Origin of the sequence: Paenibacillus sp. FSL H8-0280 (assembly GCF_045040665.1) — a bacterium.
Lineage (GTDB): Bacteria > Bacillota > Bacilli > Paenibacillales > Paenibacillaceae > Paenibacillus > Paenibacillus xylanexedens_A.
Genome location: NZ_CP150296.1, coordinates 5301801 through 5321630, shown reverse-complemented (window position 1 = coordinate 5321630; position 19830 = coordinate 5301801). Strand labels below are relative to the sequence as shown.

14 protein-coding genes are annotated in these 19830 nt (G+C 48.9%); 12 read left to right on the top strand and 2 right to left on the bottom strand.

Annotated features, from left to right (window positions below; all coding sequences use genetic code 11):
* Positions 1 to 126 precede the first annotated feature (126 nt).
* The 3 genes from pulA (MHI12_RS23175) (at position 127) to MHI12_RS23165 (ending at position 6449) form a co-directional block, all read left to right on the top strand.
* Entirely contained in the window at positions 127 to 2175 is a 2049-nt protein-coding gene (pulA, locus tag MHI12_RS23175) for a type I pullulanase (RefSeq protein ID WP_405170461.1), read from the top strand.
* 487 nt (positions 2176 to 2662) lie between these two features.
* Positions 2663 to 5539, top strand: a complete 2877-nt coding sequence (pulA, locus tag MHI12_RS23170; RefSeq protein WP_405170460.1) for a type I pullulanase — start codon at positions 2663 to 2665, stop codon at positions 5537 to 5539.
* A 280-nt stretch (positions 5540 to 5819) separates the two neighbouring features.
* Positions 5820 to 6449: a 50S ribosomal protein L25 gene (locus MHI12_RS23165; protein WP_076212356.1), complete on the top strand. Its 630-nt coding sequence runs from the start codon at positions 5820 to 5822 to the stop codon at positions 6447 to 6449.
* Between the two features lie 142 nt (positions 6450 to 6591).
* Here the strand turns inward: MHI12_RS23165 and MHI12_RS23160 are convergent, their stop codons facing one another.
* A complete protein-coding gene (locus tag MHI12_RS23160) occupies positions 6592 to 8364 on the bottom strand; it encodes a sensor histidine kinase (RefSeq protein ID WP_405170459.1) in 1773 nt (590 codons plus the stop codon).
* A gap of 3 nt (positions 8365 to 8367) precedes the next feature.
* The gene (locus tag MHI12_RS23155) at positions 8368 to 9108 is read right to left on the bottom strand and encodes a response regulator (RefSeq protein WP_405170458.1); all 741 of its coding nucleotides are present in this window, start codon (positions 9106 to 9108) and stop codon (positions 8368 to 8370) included.
* Positions 9109 to 9487: 379 nt separating this feature from the next.
* Here MHI12_RS23155 and MHI12_RS23150 point away from each other — a divergent pair, with 379 nt between their 5' ends.
* From MHI12_RS23150 to MHI12_RS23110, 9 genes are all read left to right on the top strand, one after another.
* A complete protein-coding gene (locus tag MHI12_RS23150; RefSeq protein ID WP_340967403.1) occupies positions 9488 to 10492 on the top strand; it encodes an ABC transporter ATP-binding protein in 1005 nt (334 codons plus the stop codon).
* Entirely contained in the window at positions 10489 to 11487 is a 999-nt protein-coding gene (locus MHI12_RS23145) for an ABC transporter ATP-binding protein (RefSeq protein WP_405170457.1), read from the top strand. Before MHI12_RS23150 ends, MHI12_RS23145 begins: the two co-directional genes overlap by 4 nt.
* Before the next feature lie 22 nt (positions 11488 to 11509).
* Positions 11510 to 12460 (top strand): ABC transporter permease, encoded by a 951-nt coding sequence (locus MHI12_RS23140; protein WP_253440055.1) that lies wholly within the window; start codon positions 11510 to 11512, stop codon positions 12458 to 12460.
* 50 nt (positions 12461 to 12510) lie between these two features.
* Positions 12511 to 13410 (top strand): oligopeptide ABC transporter permease, encoded by a 900-nt coding sequence (gene opp4C, locus MHI12_RS23135; RefSeq protein ID WP_253440053.1) that lies wholly within the window; start codon positions 12511 to 12513, stop codon positions 13408 to 13410.
* A gap of 58 nt (positions 13411 to 13468) precedes the next feature.
* Positions 13469 to 15118, top strand: coding sequence for an ABC transporter substrate-binding protein (locus MHI12_RS23130; protein ID WP_405170456.1), 1650 nt, complete (start codon positions 13469 to 13471; stop codon positions 15116 to 15118).
* A gap of 39 nt (positions 15119 to 15157) precedes the next feature.
* Positions 15158 to 16141 (top strand): ABC transporter ATP-binding protein, encoded by a 984-nt coding sequence (locus MHI12_RS23125; protein WP_405170455.1) that lies wholly within the window; start codon positions 15158 to 15160, stop codon positions 16139 to 16141.
* Positions 16142 to 16236: 95 nt separating this feature from the next.
* Entirely contained in the window at positions 16237 to 17715 is a 1479-nt protein-coding gene (locus MHI12_RS23120) for a M20 family metallopeptidase (RefSeq protein WP_405170454.1), read from the top strand.
* A gap of 267 nt (positions 17716 to 17982) precedes the next feature.
* Positions 17983 to 18552 (top strand): hypothetical protein, encoded by a 570-nt coding sequence (locus MHI12_RS23115; RefSeq protein WP_341008563.1) that lies wholly within the window; start codon positions 17983 to 17985, stop codon positions 18550 to 18552.
* 275 nt (positions 18553 to 18827) lie between these two features.
* Positions 18828 to 19799 carry a helix-turn-helix transcriptional regulator gene (locus MHI12_RS23110; RefSeq protein WP_405170453.1) on the top strand — a complete coding sequence of 324 codons (972 nt, stop codon included), beginning with the start codon at positions 18828 to 18830 and terminating at the stop codon, positions 19797 to 19799.
* Positions 19800 to 19830 lie beyond the last annotated feature (31 nt).

Genomic DNA, 19830 nt, shown 5'->3' with positions numbered 1-19830 from the left:
CATGACGTTTGTCTTCTTTTATGTGTAATTCGGATTATGGTTGGGCAGCAGAACGGGTATAAAGGGTAAGGAGCACTCGTACCATCCATATTCATCAATTTTCTCAACGAGAGGGGAACAACACACATGATTGAAGAGGATAAGCAGGAACTATTGATTTCAGAAGATACATACAAAGGAAGAGATTTAGGTGTCACATTAGAAGCACAGTCCTGTCGCTTCAAAGTCTGGTCACCGTTCGCCGTTCAGATGGAACTACTTCTGTACCCACCTTTGACAGGGGGGAGCCCGGAGGAAGAGCCCAATCAACGGAAACAGCAGGCGTTACCTATGCAAAAGAAAGAACAAGGCATCTGGGTTCTGGAACTGGAGGGTGATTTAAACAGCTACCGTTACATGTACAAGCCTACTTTTGAAGATGGACATTCAACCCATGCTGTAGATCCATACGCCCGAGCAGTGACCATGAATGGAGAAATGGGTGTAATTGTCAGACTGGAGCAGTCACATCCGAAGGGATGGAGTGATGATATTCGCCCGGAATTGACCATTCCTCTAGATGCAGTCCTGTACGAACTGCATGTACGTGATTTTTCCATTCATCCATCATCTGGTATAACGAATAAAGGCAAATACTTGGCTTTTACCGAGACGGGTCTGCGTGATTCGGAGGGCAACACACTGGGGATCGATCATTTGGTTGAACTCGGGATTACCCATGTGCATCTGCTACCTGTATTTGATTTTGCGACGGTGGATGAATCCAGAGTAGATGGTGATACGTCTGATGCCTCCAACTATAACTGGGGATATGATCCGCTCCATTACAATGTCCCGGAAGGTTCCTATGCATCACGTGCAGATGATCCGGAGACACGAATTCTTGAGTTCAAATCAATGGTGCTGGCCCTTCATAACAAGGGAATAGGTGTCATTATGGATGTGGTATATAATCATACGTTTGATACGACAGGCAGCTCTTTTGAAAAACTTGTACCAGGGTACTACTATCGTCAAAACGCCGATGGGACCTACAGCAATGGTTCAGGTACGGGCAATGAGGTGGCTACTGAACGCACCATGGTTCGCAAGTTTATCATCGACTCGGTCCGTTACTGGGCAGAGGAGTATCATGTGGATGGTTTTCGATTTGACCTGATGGGCCTGATCGACACCACTACGATGAAACAGCTTGCAGCGGAGTTACACGCAGAAGTATCCCCATCCATATTGTTATATGGTGAACCATGGGGCGCACTGGATTCGCCGCTTGGTGATGATATGACCCTAAAAGGAACGCAACGCGGGGCGGGTTTTGCTGTGTTTAACGATAATTTTCGCGGAGTGATCAAGGGAGACAGCGATGGCATGGGTACGGGATTTGCGACGGGTGCGGACGGGAAAGAAGACGAATTGTGGACTGGCGTCCGGGGAGCCATACAGGATTTTACGGATGGTCCATCCGAGACGATTAACTATGTAACGGTACATGATAATCTCAACCTGTGGGACAAAGTCGCACGTACACAAGGACTCCACGATACCTTGAATTTCCTCACCTATGACGAGGATGGAAGTATTCGTGGATGCCAGAGTGTGGAGGAGGCCGTAGAGAAGGCTAAACCTTACCTGCAGATCGATCCGGAACACATTCTGGAGAATGAGACCGTTAGGCGTTGTCTGCTTGCTAATGGTATTGTTCTAACCTCTCAGGGTGTTCCCCTGATCGCGGCTGGAGATGAGCTGCTTCGCAGCAAATATGGGGACGCCAACAGCCACCAGAGTGGAGACGTGGTCAATGCGATACATTGGGAACAGAAGCAGCTGTTCAAGCCGGTATTTGATTATTATCGTGGGCTGATCCGTCTTCGGCGAGAACATCCAGCCTTTCGGCTTCGTACCCGGGAAGAGATCGAGAAGCATGTTCGTCTAATCGAAAAAGGTAATGGGCTGCTAGCCTATGAACTGAACGGTACAGCAACCAGCGATTCATGGGAACGTATTGTTGTCATATACAACGCGGCAAAAGAAAACCGTGACATCGCTGTTCCCACAGGGACATGGAATGTGATTGTAGAAAAAGGACAAGCAGACGTTAATACGATACGCACCATACAGGATGGTCAGGTACATGTGAATGCGATATCCCTTACGGTGATGTATTCCAATTCCTAATGAACGCAATGCTTGCCAAGAATTGAAGGGTACCAACAAACCATTAGTAAAATCGTTAACAAGGACACGTTCAAGATATCCAATCAATCGAATTTAATCAAATAAATTGAGATAAAACAAATCCCCCTTTCCCGTAAGAAAGGGGGATTTGTTGATGCGTCAGAAACCATTGCCTTGGTCACAGGACTATATATCGTCATATGTCCACCTTTTTTATGTTGTGCACCTGTTGGTGCATTTTAATCTCAACCCAATGACATCCTGCAATTTATTCTTGTATATTCCAAACTTTTTTTGTCAGGACAGGTACAAATGCTGTCAATCTATGGCGCTTGTTTTCATATCCTATATTTTGAAAGCGATTGCTAATTGAATATGCAAATTGGACCGATATGATGAGTACAGACAACCCCGGGTTGACAAATCACGTCCCGCTCCGTAACATCGGGACAACACGAAAACAATGGATATAAAGGCGGTGGGAACGATGCCGGAATGGACTTCTTTTTGTTACGAAGGCAACGATCTTGGCTTAACATATACTCGTGCAGCAAGTACTTTTAAATTGTGGGCACCTACGGCACAACAGGTTTATATATTGGTTTTTGACGATGAAGGGCATTACAACGATAGTGGTAAAGTACAAGATCATGAAAATGGGCAGGAACATACTCTGACGCGCGATGCGGACGGAATATGGAGCCTGAAGCTCAGCGGCGATTGGGCAGGACATTATTATATGTACCGAATTATCCATGATGATCAGCGGATTGAAGTGGTTGTTGATCCTTATGCCAGAGCGGTAACGGCTAATGGACAACGAACGGCTATTATAGATCCGGAGACCACCAATCCGGTTGATTGGGACCTGGATGTCAAACCTGCTTTTCTGCGTCCTGTCGATGCCGTGTTATATGAGTTGCATGTTCGTGATTTCTCCTCGGACCCACATGCAGACATTCCGTATAAGGGAAAATATCTGGCATTCACGGCATCCGGTCTGACGGATAGAGCAGGCAATAGTATTGGCGTAGACCATCTTGCCGAACTGGGAGTCACTCATGTACATCTTCTGCCTGTGGCGGATTATCAGACGGTGAATGAACTCGCTACAGCAGATGTGGGTTCAAATGTCAGAGCACCATACAACTGGGGGTATGATCCCCAGCATTATAACGTTCCCGAAGGTTCGTATGCGACAGATCCTCGTGATCCTGCAGTTCGAATTCGGGAGCTCAAATCACTCGTTCAATCGTTACACAGACAAGGCATTCGCGTTGTACTTGATGTTGTCTATAATCACACGTATAGCGTGGAAGAGGGACCTTTTGAACGGATTGTACCAGGCTATTATTACCGTTATCGGGAGGACGGCACCCTCAGTAATGGTTCTGGTGTAGGCAATGAATTGGCGACAGAACGTCCAATGGTGCGAAAATATATTTTGGATTCTCTCCGATATTGGGCAGAAGAATATCATGTGGACGGATTTAGATTTGACCTCATGGCCCTGATTGATACGGAAACGATGAATGAATTGACACGCGAATTGAGGGAGCAGATCGATCCGGCGTTTCTGATCTATGGGGAACCCTGGATGGGTGGAGATTCACCTTTGGACCGTAAAACCTTAAAAGGAACCCAGCGAGGTCAGGGGTTTGCAGTATTTAATGATCATTTTCGCAGTGCAATCAAGGGCGATAGTGATGGCAGTGGCAGAGGGTTTGTCACGGGTGCTGGAGGACAGGAATATGAGGTTCTCAGAGGATTAGCCGGAGCACTGGATGATTTCACATCTTCACCTGTGGAAGTTGTCAATTATGTAACTGCCCATGACAATCTCAATCTGTGGGATAAAATTGCGACAACAATGAACCTTAGACATGAATTAGGATTTCCCGTATGGAAGGACGGACAGCCCGTGGGTGGCGGAAGTGCTGAGTCGGCGGTAAAAGCAGCAGATCCATATCGGTATGTGGATGCAGATGATGTTTTGAATCATGAGATGGTTCGTCGCTCGTTACTGTCCTCCGGCATTCTGCTTACTTCTCAGGGAATTCCGTTTCTGCATTCAGGGGATGAGATGCTCAGATCCAAAGCCGGTGATCATAACAGTTATCGGAGCGGGGATGCGGTGAACGCTATCACATGGGCCAACAAATCACGGTTCAGACCAGTGTTCGACTACTATCGTGGTCTTATTCATTTGCGGCGCACACATCCCGCTTTTCGTATGATTGATGCTGAACAGGTTCGAAATCACCTTCGTGTTATTCGTGCGGATGGCAATGTAGTTGCCTTTATACTTCATGATGGTGCGAATCAGGACACCTGGAATCAGATTATGGTCATCTATAACGGAACGGAGCACCAACAGCATGTCGACCTGGGTGAAGGGGACTGGCATGTTGTAGTCAATGATCATCAGGCAGGCACAGACTTGATCGAGACTGTTCGTGGTACTGTTCAGGTAGAACGATGGTCCTTAATGGTACTGTATGACACAGAGCATGCTGGAGGCGCTGAACCATCAACAGTGGAGATTAGTTTTCCTCGTCAGGTATATAGTCCACAGGAGACCACTCAACTGCGAGCGATCGCACGGGACAGCATTGGTAATGTGGTAGAAAAAGCTCCAGTTACCTGGACTTCTTCTGATCCTGCTATTATTCAGATCCAGCCTGATGGAACAATCCATGCACTGGAACGAGGGGAAGCTTCGATTACAGTCCACTGTGGGGACATAACGGCAAGCTGTATGTTACAAGTGGATTATCGTCATGCTGAACGAATCGAAATTGTGGGCGAACCAGTCATGTACATGACTCGAATCAGTCGCTTCCGTGCCTTGGTTCTGGATCAATTTGGTCAGCCGCTTCAGGATTCGAATATACGCTGGAGCTCTTCTCATCCAGAACTTGCAGTGGTGAGTGCAGCAGGGATCGTACGTGCGATGACACCTGGAGTAACCCATATTATTGCTGAAGCTGGAGGAATCCGGGCAACGCTTGCCGTGACGATTCATAAACAGATTTCGCGAACCGTCACGCTTCGATACGAACGGGAAGACCAGCATTATGAAGGTTGGGATGTCTGGGTATGGGGCACAGGTATGGAGGACGGAGCAGTACGGCTGGAACAAGTCGGAAATGCCGCCGAAGCCCGCTTCCGCGTTGCTCCGGGTCTGCATCACCTGGGATTGATCATTCGATTGAACGAATGGGAAGCTAAAGATACGTGCGGAGACCGTTACGTGGACATTGTACCTGAAGATGGGGATGTACACATTATTGTCCGTAGCGGATCAGACGAGATGCAGATCATTCGTGAAAGCGAAAAAACAGAGGATCGTGATAGCGCATAGTTTCTTAATTTATAACGTCGAACGTAGTTCGTCAAAACCTTGTTAAATCAGCAGTTGGAAGAGATTCCGACTGCTTTTTTGGTCTGATTATAAGCCGCATAACTTGCCAAAAAATAATTAATTGTCCTGTTTCGTGTTTGAGATCCTCTATCATTGGGGTAAATATAGATATGGCCCACGATTCGGCCAAAGGAAAAAAGACCATTATGGTCTATGTGATAAGCCTCAGCGCTTTCCAACAAATATAATGTAGTGATCCCTTGAAGGAGGATGTTCAATCATGAAATCCAACGGAAAAATGGCTCAACTTACAGCAACGCCAAGAACGGAAAAGAAAGGTGCAGCACTGCGCCTGTTAAGACAAGGCGGACGAGTTCCCGCAGTCGTTTACGGCCCGGGACTTGAAGGTGCTTCAATACATGTAGATGAAAAAGAAATGCTGAAAGTGGCACGCACAGGCCGCTCCGAAATGTTCAACCTGAATGTGGAGGGCGGTAAAACGGTTCCGGTGCTGATCAAGGATCAGCAAGAGCGTAACGGACGTTTGCTGCATGTAGACTTCCTGCAAATTTCCAAGAACAAGCCGATCAGCGTAAGTGTATCGATCGACTTCCAGGGTACAGCGGCCGGCTCGAAAGCTGGCGGTGTATTCCAGACACAGGAGACACAGCTGGAAGTAGAAGGATTGCCTGCAGATCTGCCAACGTCCATTGAGGTGGATGTCAGCGGATTGGATATTGGCGATCGCTTGACTGCTGCGGATATCAAACTGGACAAAGGTTTGACACTCATAACATCACCTGAGTCCATCATCGCTTCCGTCATGCCGCCACAAGCCGCTGAGGAAGAGCCAACGGCTTCTGCTGAGGAAGCTGAACCGGCAGCTGAAGAAAAAGCTACAGAAGAATAAGCGAAGCTCAGGGATCTTGCCAGATCTCATGCTTAACCAAAGCCCAGTCCTAGTGACTGGGCTTTTTAAATTTCCAGGACAAACATCTGGAAGTGAAAAACATGTGAAAAATATTGTAACACCCCAGTCACCAATCCACGAACTAACTGATTGGAAGCGTAATGTCAATTAGCGTTCCCCAGCCGGGCTTGCTCTTGATGTGAAGCTCACTTTTATGACCGTAAGCAAGCTGAATTCTTCTCTGTGTATTAATAAGGCCGATGTGGTTTGCATCCGTCGAATCACTAAACAACCTCGTGCGAAGCTCGACCATTCGCTCCTCCGATATACCGTTGCCGTTGTCAATGATGGCCAAGCGGAGGGAATTGCCACAACGCTGAATCTTGATCTTGACTGCCAGCTTCTGATCCGAACGACTCAAGCCATGCTGTAGGCTGTTCTCGATCAGTGGCTGGAAGATCAGCTTGGGCACATGGTACTTCTCTAGCTCCGCGTCATACTCCCACCAAATGTAAAATCGCTCCCCATATCTTGTTTTCTGTATCGCTGTGTAGCTCTTCGTATTGGCGATCTCCACGTTAAGCGGCACAAGTCCATTTTGCCCGTCCAGGGAGTACCGCAGAATATCGGACAAATGCTCCACGATGCTCGTTAGCTCATTCGGCCCTTCTGTATAACCTGCTGCCTTCCAATGTATCGTCTCCAGCGTATTATAGAGAAAATGAGGGTTGAGCTGCGATTGTAGGGCGGCGAACTGGGCGGCTTGCGTTTTATACTGGCTCTCTGAAAGTTGAACGCGCATATAGTTGTGCTCGATAAAATTTTGAAGCAAACTGCGGATGATTTGGCTGTGAACGCTGTTACCCTTTGTGCGGTGTAAAGGGAGCGGCTTTCCTTGTTCTGCTGCGCCGAGAATGGACATGATGATCTTAAGGTCCAAATAATTCTTCTTCGTCAAATGAAAGGCTAGCAGAAGCGCTGCGAGCAACGCCATGATCATCAGCACAGCCCCGATGCGAAGCAGGCGATTAAGCGCGGTGTACAGGGTTTGCTTTGGAGTGACGGAGATGAATACCCAGTCATAGGTCTTGGAGTAAATCATATTGATCAAGGCCTCGTCATTCGGAGTGTGTGTCGTAATAAAGTTGCTTTTACTTGAAATGACCTGTTCCAATTCCTCGGGACTTAGCTCGTACCGGGCGTTATTGCGGAATATAACAGAGCCCTGTTGATCGACAACGGCGAGCAGTTGCCCTTTTGCTGTAGAGAGATCGTTCAATCTGCGTTCAATATACTCCCGTTTGATATTAAGGACAATAACACCGCGAGTGTCATCTGACACCTTGAAATTGCGGTACATGGTAATGACATCTGCATATTCAATCTCTTCGTTCAGATTATAGCGCGGAACCGCCCGGCTTTCCGTCCAGATTGCTTCGTAATGCTCATGCTTTAGATAGCTGTCGTACCATAAGTGGTCTGGATCCTCTCCAAGCTCGATGAAGCCTCCGGTAACGGATGAAATGTAGCGCTGGTTGTCGTTATTTAGAAAAATATAGATGGAATCAATATAGGGGCTGGCAATGGAGGGTGAATCGATAAAATTTTTTAAGACCGCCAGTTGTTGGTAATCCTCTGCCGATGGCAGGGGCTTGTTCAGCATACCCTTGAGGTTCATGAACTGGGTCGTGCTGGCGATGATATGCAGGTTCAGGGAGTTCTGTTCATTGAACAGAAGTTCAATGTTCTCCTTGGTCTGCTTAAGCATGTTCATGTTGTTGTTGTTAATTCCGTGAACGACGTACTGCTGGATCAGGAAGGCGGACAGAGCACCGAGAACGAGGAGAGGGATCAGCATGGGCAATAGGAAGGTCAACAGGTTCTTGATGAAAAAGCGGACGGTGGTCGTGATCATAAGTTATTCCTCGTTCCGATATTCTCTGGGAGTCATGCCGAAAAAGCTCCGGAACATTCGCGTGAAATTCTTTGCGTTACTGTACCCGACGATTTCGCTGATTTCGTACGTCTTGCAGTAGGTAGTCTTCAGAAGTACGGCCGCATGTTGCATGCGAAGCTTCGTCACATAATCCGAGAAGTTCTCGCCGGTCTTGGTCTTGAAGTATTTGCTTAAATAGAAGGGGTTAAGAAAAACATGCTTTGCGGCGTTCTCCAGGGTGGCGGCGGACAAGTTATCCTGCAAGTAAATCTTAACCTTCTCGATGGTCTGGTCCGCCAGGACGCTCTCTGCGGTTGATGCAGAGAGGGGAGGGGCAGGCATTTTTGCATTGTCCATTTCGCTTCGGAGATGTCCGAACACTTCGGCGATTTCCGTGTATTTAGTAGGTTTTGTCAAATATCTCTTGACTCCATACTGTACGGCCAACTGCGCGTATTCGAATTCCTTAAAGCCGCTTAGAAGAACAACCTTGACCTCCGAGCCTTGTCGATATAGCCGTTCTGCTACATCAATGCCCGATAAGGAGGGCATGCGGATGTCACAGAGAAGCACATCCACAGGCTGCTCCTGGATAAAGGCGAGTGCAGCCTCACCGTCGCACGCTTGCCCGACAACTTGATAACCGAATTCATGCCATGGGAAATAGTTACTTAGACCGTTGCGAATTTCGCTCTCGTCATCGGTGATAAGAAGATTGTACACGGCCCACACTCCCTTCTTTTTTATTAATTCTTAAAATTTGATACCTTTCTGGTCTTACGGAGGCATGGATGCCAAGAAATGATTCCAAAAGCTAATGTAAAGTGTCTTTAATTAATCGTCATATTGACGTTAAATAAAGTTACAAGAAGAGATACATGATTGAAATATTAGGGGGCGTTCGCAAGAAAATAAATCTTATATTTGAAATATAGCATAAGTGTCCTATGAAAAATATGTAGTTTTTCCCAAGAAAAAAGAGAAAAAAGTGTGGGATTTCACAGGTGCCTTCATAATAGGGTTTTAGGATGTTCTTTTAAATGTTAACAAACATAACATAAAACTGCTTAGCGGCATACCAAATATTGAGGCAAAGGAGGGGCTGCGCATGCTACTAGAGCTTAAGGACGTAAGGACCGTTTTCAAAACGGAAAAAGGGGAAGTCACTTCGGTGGACCGGGTCAGCCTTAAGCTGGAGAAGGGGGAAACCATCGGTATCGTCGGCGAATCGGGCTGCGGTAAGAGTGTCACTTCTCTCTCGATCATGAGGCTGCTCGGCAAGAACGGCAGCATCAGGGAGGGGGAAATACGGTTCATGGACAAGGATCTCGCGAAGCTGCCTGAGGCCGAGTTGCGCCTGATTCGCGGCGGAGATATTGCGATGATCTTTCAGGAACCGATGACCTCACTCAATCCAGTGTTCACTATTGGGAATCAATTGACGGAAGCCATCCGGCTACATACCGAATTGAGAGGCAAGGCTGCTGAAAGATACGCAGTCGAAATGCTTGAAAAGGTCGGCATCCCCCGTCCTGAAGCGATTATGAAGAGCTACCCACACTCTCTATCCGGGGGAATGAGACAGCGGGTGATGATCGCAATGGCACTTTCCTGTAAGCCGAAGCTACTCATCGCCGATGAGCCTACGACCGCACTGGACGTGACGATTCAGGCACAGATTCTGAATCTGATGAAGGAGCTCCGCGAAGAGATGGGTGCCTCGATCATGCTCATCACCCATGATCTCGGCGTTGTTGCGGAGATGGCGGACAAGGTTGTGGTCATGTACGCCGGTCAGGTGGTCGAGGAAACGGACGTGTTTACCCTGTTTGAGAAGCCGCTTCATCCTTACACGCAAGGATTGATGAGATCCATTCCCCACATTGAAACTGATGCCGATGAGATGCTGACCTCCATCCCGGGTGCGGTGCCTCCACTTACCAACATGCCGAAGGGCTGCCGATTCCATACTCGCTGCGAGTTTGCCGCAGGGAAATGTCTTTCCGAAGCGCCGAAGCTGCTTCCGGTTCAGGAGGGACATCAAGTGCGCTGCTGGATGTCACAGGATCCCGGTGCCTGGAAGACGCGAGAGGAGGGGGTCATATGACGCTTGCGGAACGCAGAGTGGCCCAAGAACCTCTGCTTAAAATCGAAGGCTTAAAGACGTACTACCCCATCAAACGAGGATTGTTATCCCGTACAGTCGGGAATGTCAAAGCAGTGGACGACATTTCGCTGGAGCTGTACCAAGGAGAGACGCTAGGACTTGTTGGGGAGTCGGGTTGTGGCAAGTCGACCATCGGCCGGAGCATCATTCGACTCGAGAATCCAACGGCCGGCCGAATCTGGTTTGAAGGGCAAGAAATTACGACAAGCAAAATGTCGGACCTCCGCGGGGAACGAACGAAAATGCAGATGATTTTTCAGGACCCCTACTCCTCTCTTAATCCCCGGATGCGGGTGCAGGAGCTGCTGGCCGAGCCGATGCGGGTGCATGGTCTGGCCAGTGGAGCAGAGCTAGAGGCAAGAATAGATACCCTTCTGGATACGGTTGGCATTCCCCGCAGTTACAAGCAGAGATTCCCTCATGAATTCTCAGGCGGCCAGCGGCAACGCATCGGCATCGCCCGCGCACTCTCCATGAACCCGAAACTCATTGTGTGCGATGAGCCAGTATCCGCGCTCGACGTCTCCATTCAGGCACAGATCTTGAACCTGTTGAAGGAGCTGCAGCGGGAGCTCGGACTCACCTATTTGTTCATCGCTCATGGTCTAGGGGCGGTTAAGTACATCAGTACCCGCATCGCTGTTATGTACCTTGGCAAGGTGGTTGAGATCGGAACGAAGGAACGGATCTTTGCGAGTCCGCGCCATCCGTATACCCAAGCTTTGCTCAATGCTTATCCGGTACCGGATCCCCGCAAGCGTGGACAGGAGCGAATCGTTCTTCAGGGAGATGTGCCAAGTCCCGCTAGTCCGCCGTCAGGCTGCCGGTTTCATACCCGTTGTCCGTTCGTTCAAGCAAAGTGCAAGGAGGAGGAGCCTCTTCTGCAAGGAGGAGAACACGCAGCGGCTTGTCATTATCCATTGACTACAGGATAAATCGCAAGAGAGGAGAGAGAGCATGTTTACTTACGTCATTCGCCGCATTCTGATTGCGATTCCCGTCTTGTTTGGCATTACAATTATCAATTTTGTCATCATCAACCTTGCGCCGGGTAACCCGATCGACATGTACATGACACCGGACACACCTCCGGAGCTGCTTGAGCTGCGTAAGGAGCAGCTTGGATTGAACGATCCGATCATCATTCAATATTTCAAATGGCTAGGGCAACTGCTGTCCGGCAATCTCGGATACTCTTTCAGCACAAGCGAATCCGTAATTTCGCTCATCGGTGAGCGTCTGGGGCAGACGGTGCTGCTCGGCATCTGTGCTCTGCTTATTGGCCTTTTGATCGCGCTGCCGATCGGTATTATGAGCGCTGTCCGGCAAAACTCGAAATTTGACTATCTCATGACTGGACTATCGTTTGTCGGAACCTCGATTCCCCAGTTTTTCCTTGGTCTCGTGTGCATTTATATTTTCGCTGTTCAACTGGGCTGGCTTCCCGTCGGCGGAACGGAGGATCTTGGTGGAGGAGGAGGGTTAGGCGACCGAATCAGTCATTTAGTGCTTCCTTCCATAGCACTAGCCGTCGGTATTGCGGGACGCAAAGTGCGTTATATCCGGGCCAGCATGCTGGATGTACTGAAGCAGGATTACCTGCGAACAGCGCGAGCCAAGGGGCTCAAAGAGTTTTATGTCACCAACAAGCATGCGCTACGCAACGCTCTGATTCCGATCATTACCGTCGTCGGAATGGAAATCCCGATGCTCTTCGGGGGAGCCGTCATTGTTGAGCAGTTGTTTCAATGGCCGGGCATCGGTCAGTTGACCATCCAATCGATCATGTCCCGCGACTATTCCACCATCATGGGCCTTAATCTGGTCGCTGCCATCATTGTGCTGGCCGCCAATCTGCTCACGGATATTTTCTACTCGGTAGCCGATCCTCGCATCCAATATCATTAAATTAAGGCTTATTGCTGTGAAACGAACACGAATGAGAGGAGGCGGACTCGATGTCTGCTGTACAAACCCCAGTCGCCGGAGGAGTCATTCTTCCCATTCAACAAGAAGAGCCCGAGGGTGTCTTCCGGCAAATGGCCCGGCGTTTCCTGAAACATCGGCTGGCCGTCGCCGGTCTTGTCGTTACCTTGCTGCTTATCCTCATCGCCATCTTTGCCCCGTGGCTCTCCCCGCATAGCCCTTATGCGGTAACCGCCGAATTTTCTGCCGCGCCTTCATCTTCCCATTGGCTTGGAACCGACCAGGTGGGAAGGGACGTGCTGTCCCGTCTGCTATACGCGACGAGAGTCGCTGTCACGGTTGGGTTCGGAACGGTCGCTCTGTATGTGGCGTTTGGAACGATCATCGGTCTTTGGTCTGCTTATGTTGGTGGCTGGGTCGACATGATGGTCATGAGAATTACCGATATGTTTATGGCATTCCCCTACATGATGGTTATTCTCGTTGTCGTCAGTGTGCTTGGCCCAACGCTTTGGACGCTCGTACTTGTTCTTGCTCTGTTTTCCTGGCCGTCCATCGCTCGACTTGTCCGGGGGAGTGTATTGACGCTCAAGCAAATGGATTACATTAAAGCTGGAGTCGCCCTGGGGCTCAGCACGCCGCGCATTGTCTTCCGGCACATCCTGCCGAACGCGCTGGCACCGATCATCGTAAATGCGACCTTTGGTGTTGCGGCGGCAATCATGGCGGAGTCAGGGCTGAGTTTCCTAGGCATGGGCGTACAGCCGCCGACCGCCAGTTGGGGCAATATGCTGACGGACGCTCAATCCATTAGCGTCATGACCGACCAGCCCTGGCTTTGGCTGCCTCCCGGAATCATGATTCTGGTGACGGTGCTCGCCATCAACTTCGTAGGTGACGGGCTGCGCGACGCACTCGACCCTAAACAATAAACCACAATGCATCTCTCAAATATGGCATTCAAAAAGATAATCAGGTGGAGGAGATCAGATGAAAAGGGTGCGTAAAGTTTGGATTTGCGGAGTACTGACATTATTAATGGTATTGGTCGCGGCCTGCGGTTCGAATTCTAGCAGCAATAAAACAACGTCTCCGGGATCGGATGGCGAGAGCGCTTCTGCTTCCGGAGGCTCCGGTCAGCCTCTTTATATCGGTCTTGTGAATCCGGTGACAACATTCGATGTCTTCAATCTGGACAATGCAGGTGTTTTCGTTAACTCGTTGATGAGCGATACGCTTGTTGCGATGAACAGCGAATATGGATTCGATCCGAAGCTTGCTGAATCAATCGAAACGACGGACAACCGGAACTTCACCATCAAGCTGAACAAGAATGCTAAGTGGAGTGACGGGGAATCGTTCACGGCGGACGACGTTGAGTTCACATTCCGGATGTTCACGGACGTTAACGTGAAGACGCTCCTCAACATGACGTTTGTCACTGGACTGAACGAAGCCGGTAAGAGAGAGGAGGGGCAAACGGAGCTGGGATTTTATGAGAAGGTTGATGATTACACTTTTGTTATCAAAACGAAAAACCCGATGGAGACGAATCAATTCAAGAGTCAATTCGGCACATACTTCCGCTTTTTGCCAGAGCATATGTTGAAAGATGTAGCCCCGGTGGACCTGAACAAAAATGAATTTATGATGAATCCTACGGTCACCAACGGGGCCTACAAGTTCGTCAAATTCGCCAAGGACCAGTACGTTCAGCTGACCGCGAACGAGCAATATTACGAAGGTGCGCCAAATATCAAGAATATTTACATCAAGATGATGCCGGCGACAAATCTGGCAGCGCAGCTCCAGACAGGGGACATACAGTTGACTTCTCCGGGTGTAGGTCTTATTCCGGTGCAGGATTTTGACAAGGTAGCCAATATGGCGAATGTGACTACGGGCTACGGCGATGCGAACAATCCGAACATTATGTTCATCAATTCGAAGAAGTTCCCGGATTCAAAAGTGCGGCAAGCAATCGCTTATGCCATGAACCGCCAGCTTATTGTAGATCAATTGCTCAAAGGGCAAGGCGAACTCGTGGATGGCATGCTCGGCCAAAACCACCCTTACTACAATAAGGAAATACCACTGTATGGCTACGATCCGGAGAAAGCGAAAGCACTGTTGGAGGAAGCGGGCTGGGACTTCAATCAGACGATTGAATTCGTCGTTCCGACAGGTAACAAGATCCGTGAACAAGCTTCTGACATCATTGCGGAGAATCTGAAAGCAGTCGGTCTGAAGGTACAAGTGACAAAGCTTGATTTTCCGACAACCTATCAAAGAGCACTTAAGCACGATTACGACTTGACGATAATTAATCTCGGATTCATTCTCGATCCGAACTCCGTGCTAGGGCTGTTCAAGACAGGAGTCAGCTTCAATATCGCAGACTATTCAAGCGCCGAAGTCGACGAGCTGCTGGTCCAAGGAGCGGAGGAGCTGGAGCCATCCAAGCGTTTCGAGATTTATAAGCAGGTTCAGCAAATCCTGCACGACGATGTTCCGGTTATCGCTCTGTTCGCTGACAAGCAAATGTATGCTGCGGCCAAAAATCTAGACCTTGGCAAAGGCCTTGAGACCAGTACAGTCGGCCTGACGAACAATGTCGCCAAGTGGACGTTCAATCCATGATCGAATAACGACTAGCTTCGGTTCAGGGAGGAGCTGTAGATGCCAGGTTTGAAAAAGGAGAGACCACCTTTGCTGAGCGTAGAAAGTCTCAAGACATATTATCCGATCCGGCAGGGCATTTTCTCTCAGGTCACAGAATACGTCAAGGCGGTCGACGGAGTCAGCTTCTCGATTCGCGAAGGAGAAACGCTCGGTCTCGTCGGAGAATCGGGCTGTGGTAAGTCGAGTGTCGGTCGCACGTTGCTTCAACTAGAGACTCCTTATGAAGGAAGGGTTCTCTATGCGGGCCGGGAATTGGCAGAACTCGGCAAGAGGGAACTTCGCCGAACCCGGGCGAGCATAGGGGTGATTTTCCAAGACCCATACTCCTCGCTTAACCCCCAGATGAGGATCAGTGATATTCTGGCAGAGCCTCTGCTAGCGCACCGACTCGAGAGCCGTTCGTCTGTTCGGGATCGGGTGGATATGCTGCTTGAAACAGTCGGAATTTCGAAAGAAGACAAAAGTCGTTATCCTTATGAATTTTCAGGAGGACAGCGACAGCGAATTGGCATTGCGAGAGCTTTGTCCCTAAACCCCAGGCTGATCGTGTGTGACGAGCCTGTTTCCGCTCTTGACGTCTCTCTCCAGGCACAGATTCTGAATCTCCTGAAAAAGCTCCAGAAGGAGGAGGGGCTCGCTTATCTATTCATCGGACACGGTCTCGGCGCCGTCCGCTATATCAGTGATCGAATAGCGGTTATGTATCTGGGAAAGATCGTGGAGATTGCGAGCCGGGAGAAACTGTTCAGGGTGCCGAAGCATCCCTATACGAACGCCTTGCTAAGTGCAAATCCGGTAACAGATCCCAGGCTTCGTTCGCAGAAGCGGATTATCATCCAAGGGGATGTGCCAAATCCGGTTCGCCCGCCAGGTGGCTGTCGTTTCCATACGCGCTGTCCGATCGCCAAAGCAATCTGTCGCGAATTTGAGCCGGAGCTCAAAGGTCACGATCATGCCGTTGCCTGCTTCGCATTTGATTGACCGATAGCCGGTACTCGAAGTATTTACTGCATCTGTTGCATCCTTTGCCTGTGAATAATGAAGATTAGCCAAAATGAAGGAGAGAGGTGTTTAACATGAATGAGAAGATCATTGAAGAGGTTACTGCGTATATCGAAGGGAAGAGAGATTTATTTATTGATGTAAGTGACTCGATCTGGGGTTTCGCTGAGACGCGATTCGAAGAGTTTGAGTCAGCAGATTTGCTCTGCAAGGCACTGGAACGTGAAGGGTTTTCCGTTGAGAGAGGCGTTGCCGGACTCGCCACTGGCTTTATAGGCAGTTTCGGGAACGGTTCCCCGATCATTGCAATTCTTGGTGAGTTTGACGCCTTGGCCAGCCTTAGCCAGCAAGCGGGGGCAGCGGTATTCAATCCTGTTGTGCCAGGGACAAATGGACATGGATGCGGGCATAATTTGCTCGGAGCAGGATCTCTTGCGGCTGCCTTTGCGGTCAAGAATTATTTGCAGGAGCATCAAATCTCCGGCACGGTTCGCTACTATGGCTGTCCGGCTGAAGAGAGTGGATCCGGTAAAGCCTACATGGCCAGATCAGGCTTGTTTCAGGATGTCGACGTCGCTTTTTGCTGGCATCCTGCCACGATGAACGTTGTCATGCATATGTCCTCTCTTGCCAATCTACATGTGCACTTCAAATTCGCAGGCCGCAGTGCCCACGCGGCAGCCACGCCCCATCTCGGACGAAGCGCGCTGGACGCGGTCGAACTGATGAACGTGGGAGTGAACTACTTGCGTGAGCATATGATTTCGGATGCCCGAATCCACTATGCCGTGACGAATACAGGCGGCTTCGCACCCAATGTTGTTCAGGCGGAAGCAGAAGTGAATTATTTGGTTAGGGCGCCGAAGTCCTCCCAGGTGGCTGACCTGTTCGAACGGGTTCTCGATGTTGCTCGTGGAGCGGCTCTGATGACGGGAACCAAGATGTCATACCACTATGAAGGTGGAGCGTCCAATCTCATTCCGAATGCGACCCTGGAAGGCAAAATGCACGAGTTCCTTAGTGGGCTGGAGCTTCCCGTGTATACGGAGGATGAATTGGCCTTTGCCCAAGAGATCTTTGCTGTGATCCCGGATGAGGATAAGACGAGTGCATCGCGGCAAAATGGCAAGGGGGTTCATGACATGCTTTCGGCTCGCCCTCTTGCGAGCTTCGTTGCTCCACTTATGGAGACAATGCGCGTTATGCCGGCGTCGACGGACGTTGGAGACGTCAGTTGGAATGTGCCAACTGCGCAATGCGGCACGGCGACCTGGGCTTACGCGACGCCAATCCATGCCTGGCAGACCGTTGCGCAGGGCAAAAGCGGCTATGCCCACAAAGGCATGCTGCTCGCGGGGAAGGCGATGGCGTGCACTGCCATTGCAGCGCTGCTCGATCCTGTGCTCATCGAGATGGCAAAGGCTGAACTGAAGGAAAGGCTGGACGGAGAGTCATACGTTAGTCCGTTCCCCGATGAGGTGATGCCTCCGAATCTTTCATTTTCTCAAAGTACTGGCGGAGCAGCAACTGAACAAACAACGATTAATGTGTAATTCCCACCCAAAAGAATATAGAGAATGACAATGGCAGAGAAAGACCATTGAAGCAAAATAAAGCTTAGGGCACCAAAGGAGCAAGTCAGCGGCTGGCCAGCCGTCGGTTAAACCGAAGCTAAACGTACTGCCATCCGACGCAACTCTGGAGAGAGCGAATAATCCACCAGAGGGGTAACAACGGTTGGAGCTGCTGGACGCTGCGGAAAAAGTGCATGGAAAGTGAGAATATACTACAATAAACCTGAACATAGGCTTGATCAAGTGATGAGAACCAGTGCAGATGAAGTCAAAGGAAAAGAAAGTGGGTTTATTTCAATGTTTGACCCAACGGTGTATGACAATCTGAAAGTCGGGTTTGAGAATTATCTCTATGATATGGATAACCTGGACGAACGTATTCAGATTACAGGGCGTAAAGATCGGCTGGAGATGGCAGTGATGTCCAGAGAGTTCACATTACAGTTCTGTCTTAGGGATCGCCCGGAAGTAACAGGGGAAGTTGTATTAAGCAGTTCCCTTGAGGAGCTTGCAGCGGAGATCCTGGAGACGCCTGGTGCAAATCCGGGTTGCCGCTTGGAACTACGTTTTAGTATGGTTGTGAAGGACCCTGAGAAGCAGTGCCCGGTTATTCGTCCGATCTTACAGAAGAGCTGGCCTGAGCAGAGGATGTGCCAGAACATCCGATATATCTTTGATGAACAGCCAATCATGTATAACGTCACGGCTCACGTTTATTTTGACCGCAGTGTGAATGAAGACCAGATGGGGGACATTGCTGAACTCTGTGAGCATATGGCGAATGTGATGAATCAATTATTACAGTTGCATAACTAGTAATTCCGAGAAAAGCCTTGTCTCTTTGTAGAGATCAGGGCTTTTTTTGTATTATTTTTAGAAAATTGTATAGGCTTTCAGGCTTAGGTTTAAGGCCATTTAGGTTAATGTTTTACGCAAGCAAGTAAGAGAATGTATATTAAAAGGGGGTAAGAGTGCAATTGGACTATACAAAAATGGTGAAATTGCGAAAATAATATTGGGACTAAAGATTTAGTTCTGTACTAAAGGAACTAGTTTTCCTTGCCGATAAAATATCGAAGGGGAGAAACTACATGACAGAGAAATTAATTCGTCTGCTGCGTATACTTCAGGCTATACAAGCAAATCCTGGAATTTCGGCCAAGGAGTTGGCGCTGAAATGCGGTACGACTGTACGCACGATTTATCGTGATCTCCGGATTTTGGATAGGGTCGCCCCGATTATGAATGAAGGATACGGCAAGGGTTACCGATTTATTGGTGAGTTTGCGATGTATCCATTAGATTTTACTGAACAAGAAGCAATGGTCTTCTCCATGCTTCCGTCCGTAGTTGATACCTCCAAGTTACCTGCTGAGTTCGATTCAGCTTTTGACAAGGTCATGTCGGCTCATACCAAATTAAAATCAAGAAACAGTGACATTGTAGAGAATATTGCGGGAATTATTCGGATGGGCACGCCAGCTTATCGTGAGGAAGGAAAAGATCCTAATTTGCTGATTCCCATCATCGAAGCTATTCTAAGCCAGCAAACCATTCGTACTCAATATCATACGCTGACAAGAAATGAGATCACAGTCCGGGATATCGATCCCTATTATCTCATTCCACGTGATCAACGTTTTTATTTGATTGGATACTGCCATTTGCTGCAAAAAGTTCGATTGTTTCGGATCAGCCGTTTTTTGGATGTGACACGAACAAATACCGGTTTCGACAAGGGTGATTTCAACATAACGCAGTACATGAAGAACACATGGTCTATTGACCGTGGCGACGAAAATATCCATTTCAAGGTAAGATTCTCTGAGAAAGTGGCCCCCTACATAAAAGAAGAAGAAATGTTTGTTCGCCCGCGAATGACGAATATGTCGGATGGGGGATTGTTATTTGAAGTGACACTGAATAGCAGCAGAGAATTTTTGAAATGGTTGTACCAATTTGGGCCCGAGGCAGAGGTACTTGAACCTCGTGAGTTTCGTAGAGAGATACGCAGGCAACTTGTCGAGTGGTTGGAACATTATGAAACCGATGTATCATTGTGAAAATTTTAATCATGGAGAAATACAGGAAAAG

Excerpts from the sequence above, each read along its gene's own strand:
- MHI12_RS23115 (WP_341008563.1), top strand. The coding sequence starts at position 17,983 with ATGAGAACCAGTGCAGATGAAGTCAAAGGAAAAGAAAGTGGGTTTATT.
- MHI12_RS23110 (WP_405170453.1), top strand. The coding sequence starts at position 18,828 with ATGACAGAGAAATTAATTCGTCTGCTGCGTATACTTCAGGCTATACAA.
- MHI12_RS23145 (WP_405170457.1), top strand. The coding sequence starts at position 10,489 with ATGACGCTTGCGGAACGCAGAGTGGCCCAAGAACCTCTGCTTAAAATC.
- pulA (WP_405170461.1), top strand. The coding sequence starts at position 127 with ATGATTGAAGAGGATAAGCAGGAACTATTGATTTCAGAAGATACATAC.
- opp4C (WP_253440053.1), top strand. The coding sequence starts at position 12,511 with ATGTCTGCTGTACAAACCCCAGTCGCCGGAGGAGTCATTCTTCCCATT.
- MHI12_RS23165 (WP_076212356.1), top strand. The coding sequence starts at position 5,820 with ATGAAATCCAACGGAAAAATGGCTCAACTTACAGCAACGCCAAGAACG.
- MHI12_RS23125 (WP_405170455.1), top strand. The coding sequence starts at position 15,158 with ATGCCAGGTTTGAAAAAGGAGAGACCACCTTTGCTGAGCGTAGAAAGT.
- pulA (WP_405170460.1), top strand. The coding sequence starts at position 2,663 with ATGCCGGAATGGACTTCTTTTTGTTACGAAGGCAACGATCTTGGCTTA.
- MHI12_RS23120 (WP_405170454.1), top strand. The coding sequence starts at position 16,237 with ATGAATGAGAAGATCATTGAAGAGGTTACTGCGTATATCGAAGGGAAG.
- MHI12_RS23130 (WP_405170456.1), top strand. The coding sequence starts at position 13,469 with ATGAAAAGGGTGCGTAAAGTTTGGATTTGCGGAGTACTGACATTATTA.
- MHI12_RS23160 (WP_405170459.1), bottom strand. The coding sequence starts at position 8,364 with ATGATCACGACCACCGTCCGCTTTTTCATCAAGAACCTGTTGACCTTC.
- MHI12_RS23140 (WP_253440055.1), top strand. The coding sequence starts at position 11,510 with ATGTTTACTTACGTCATTCGCCGCATTCTGATTGCGATTCCCGTCTTG.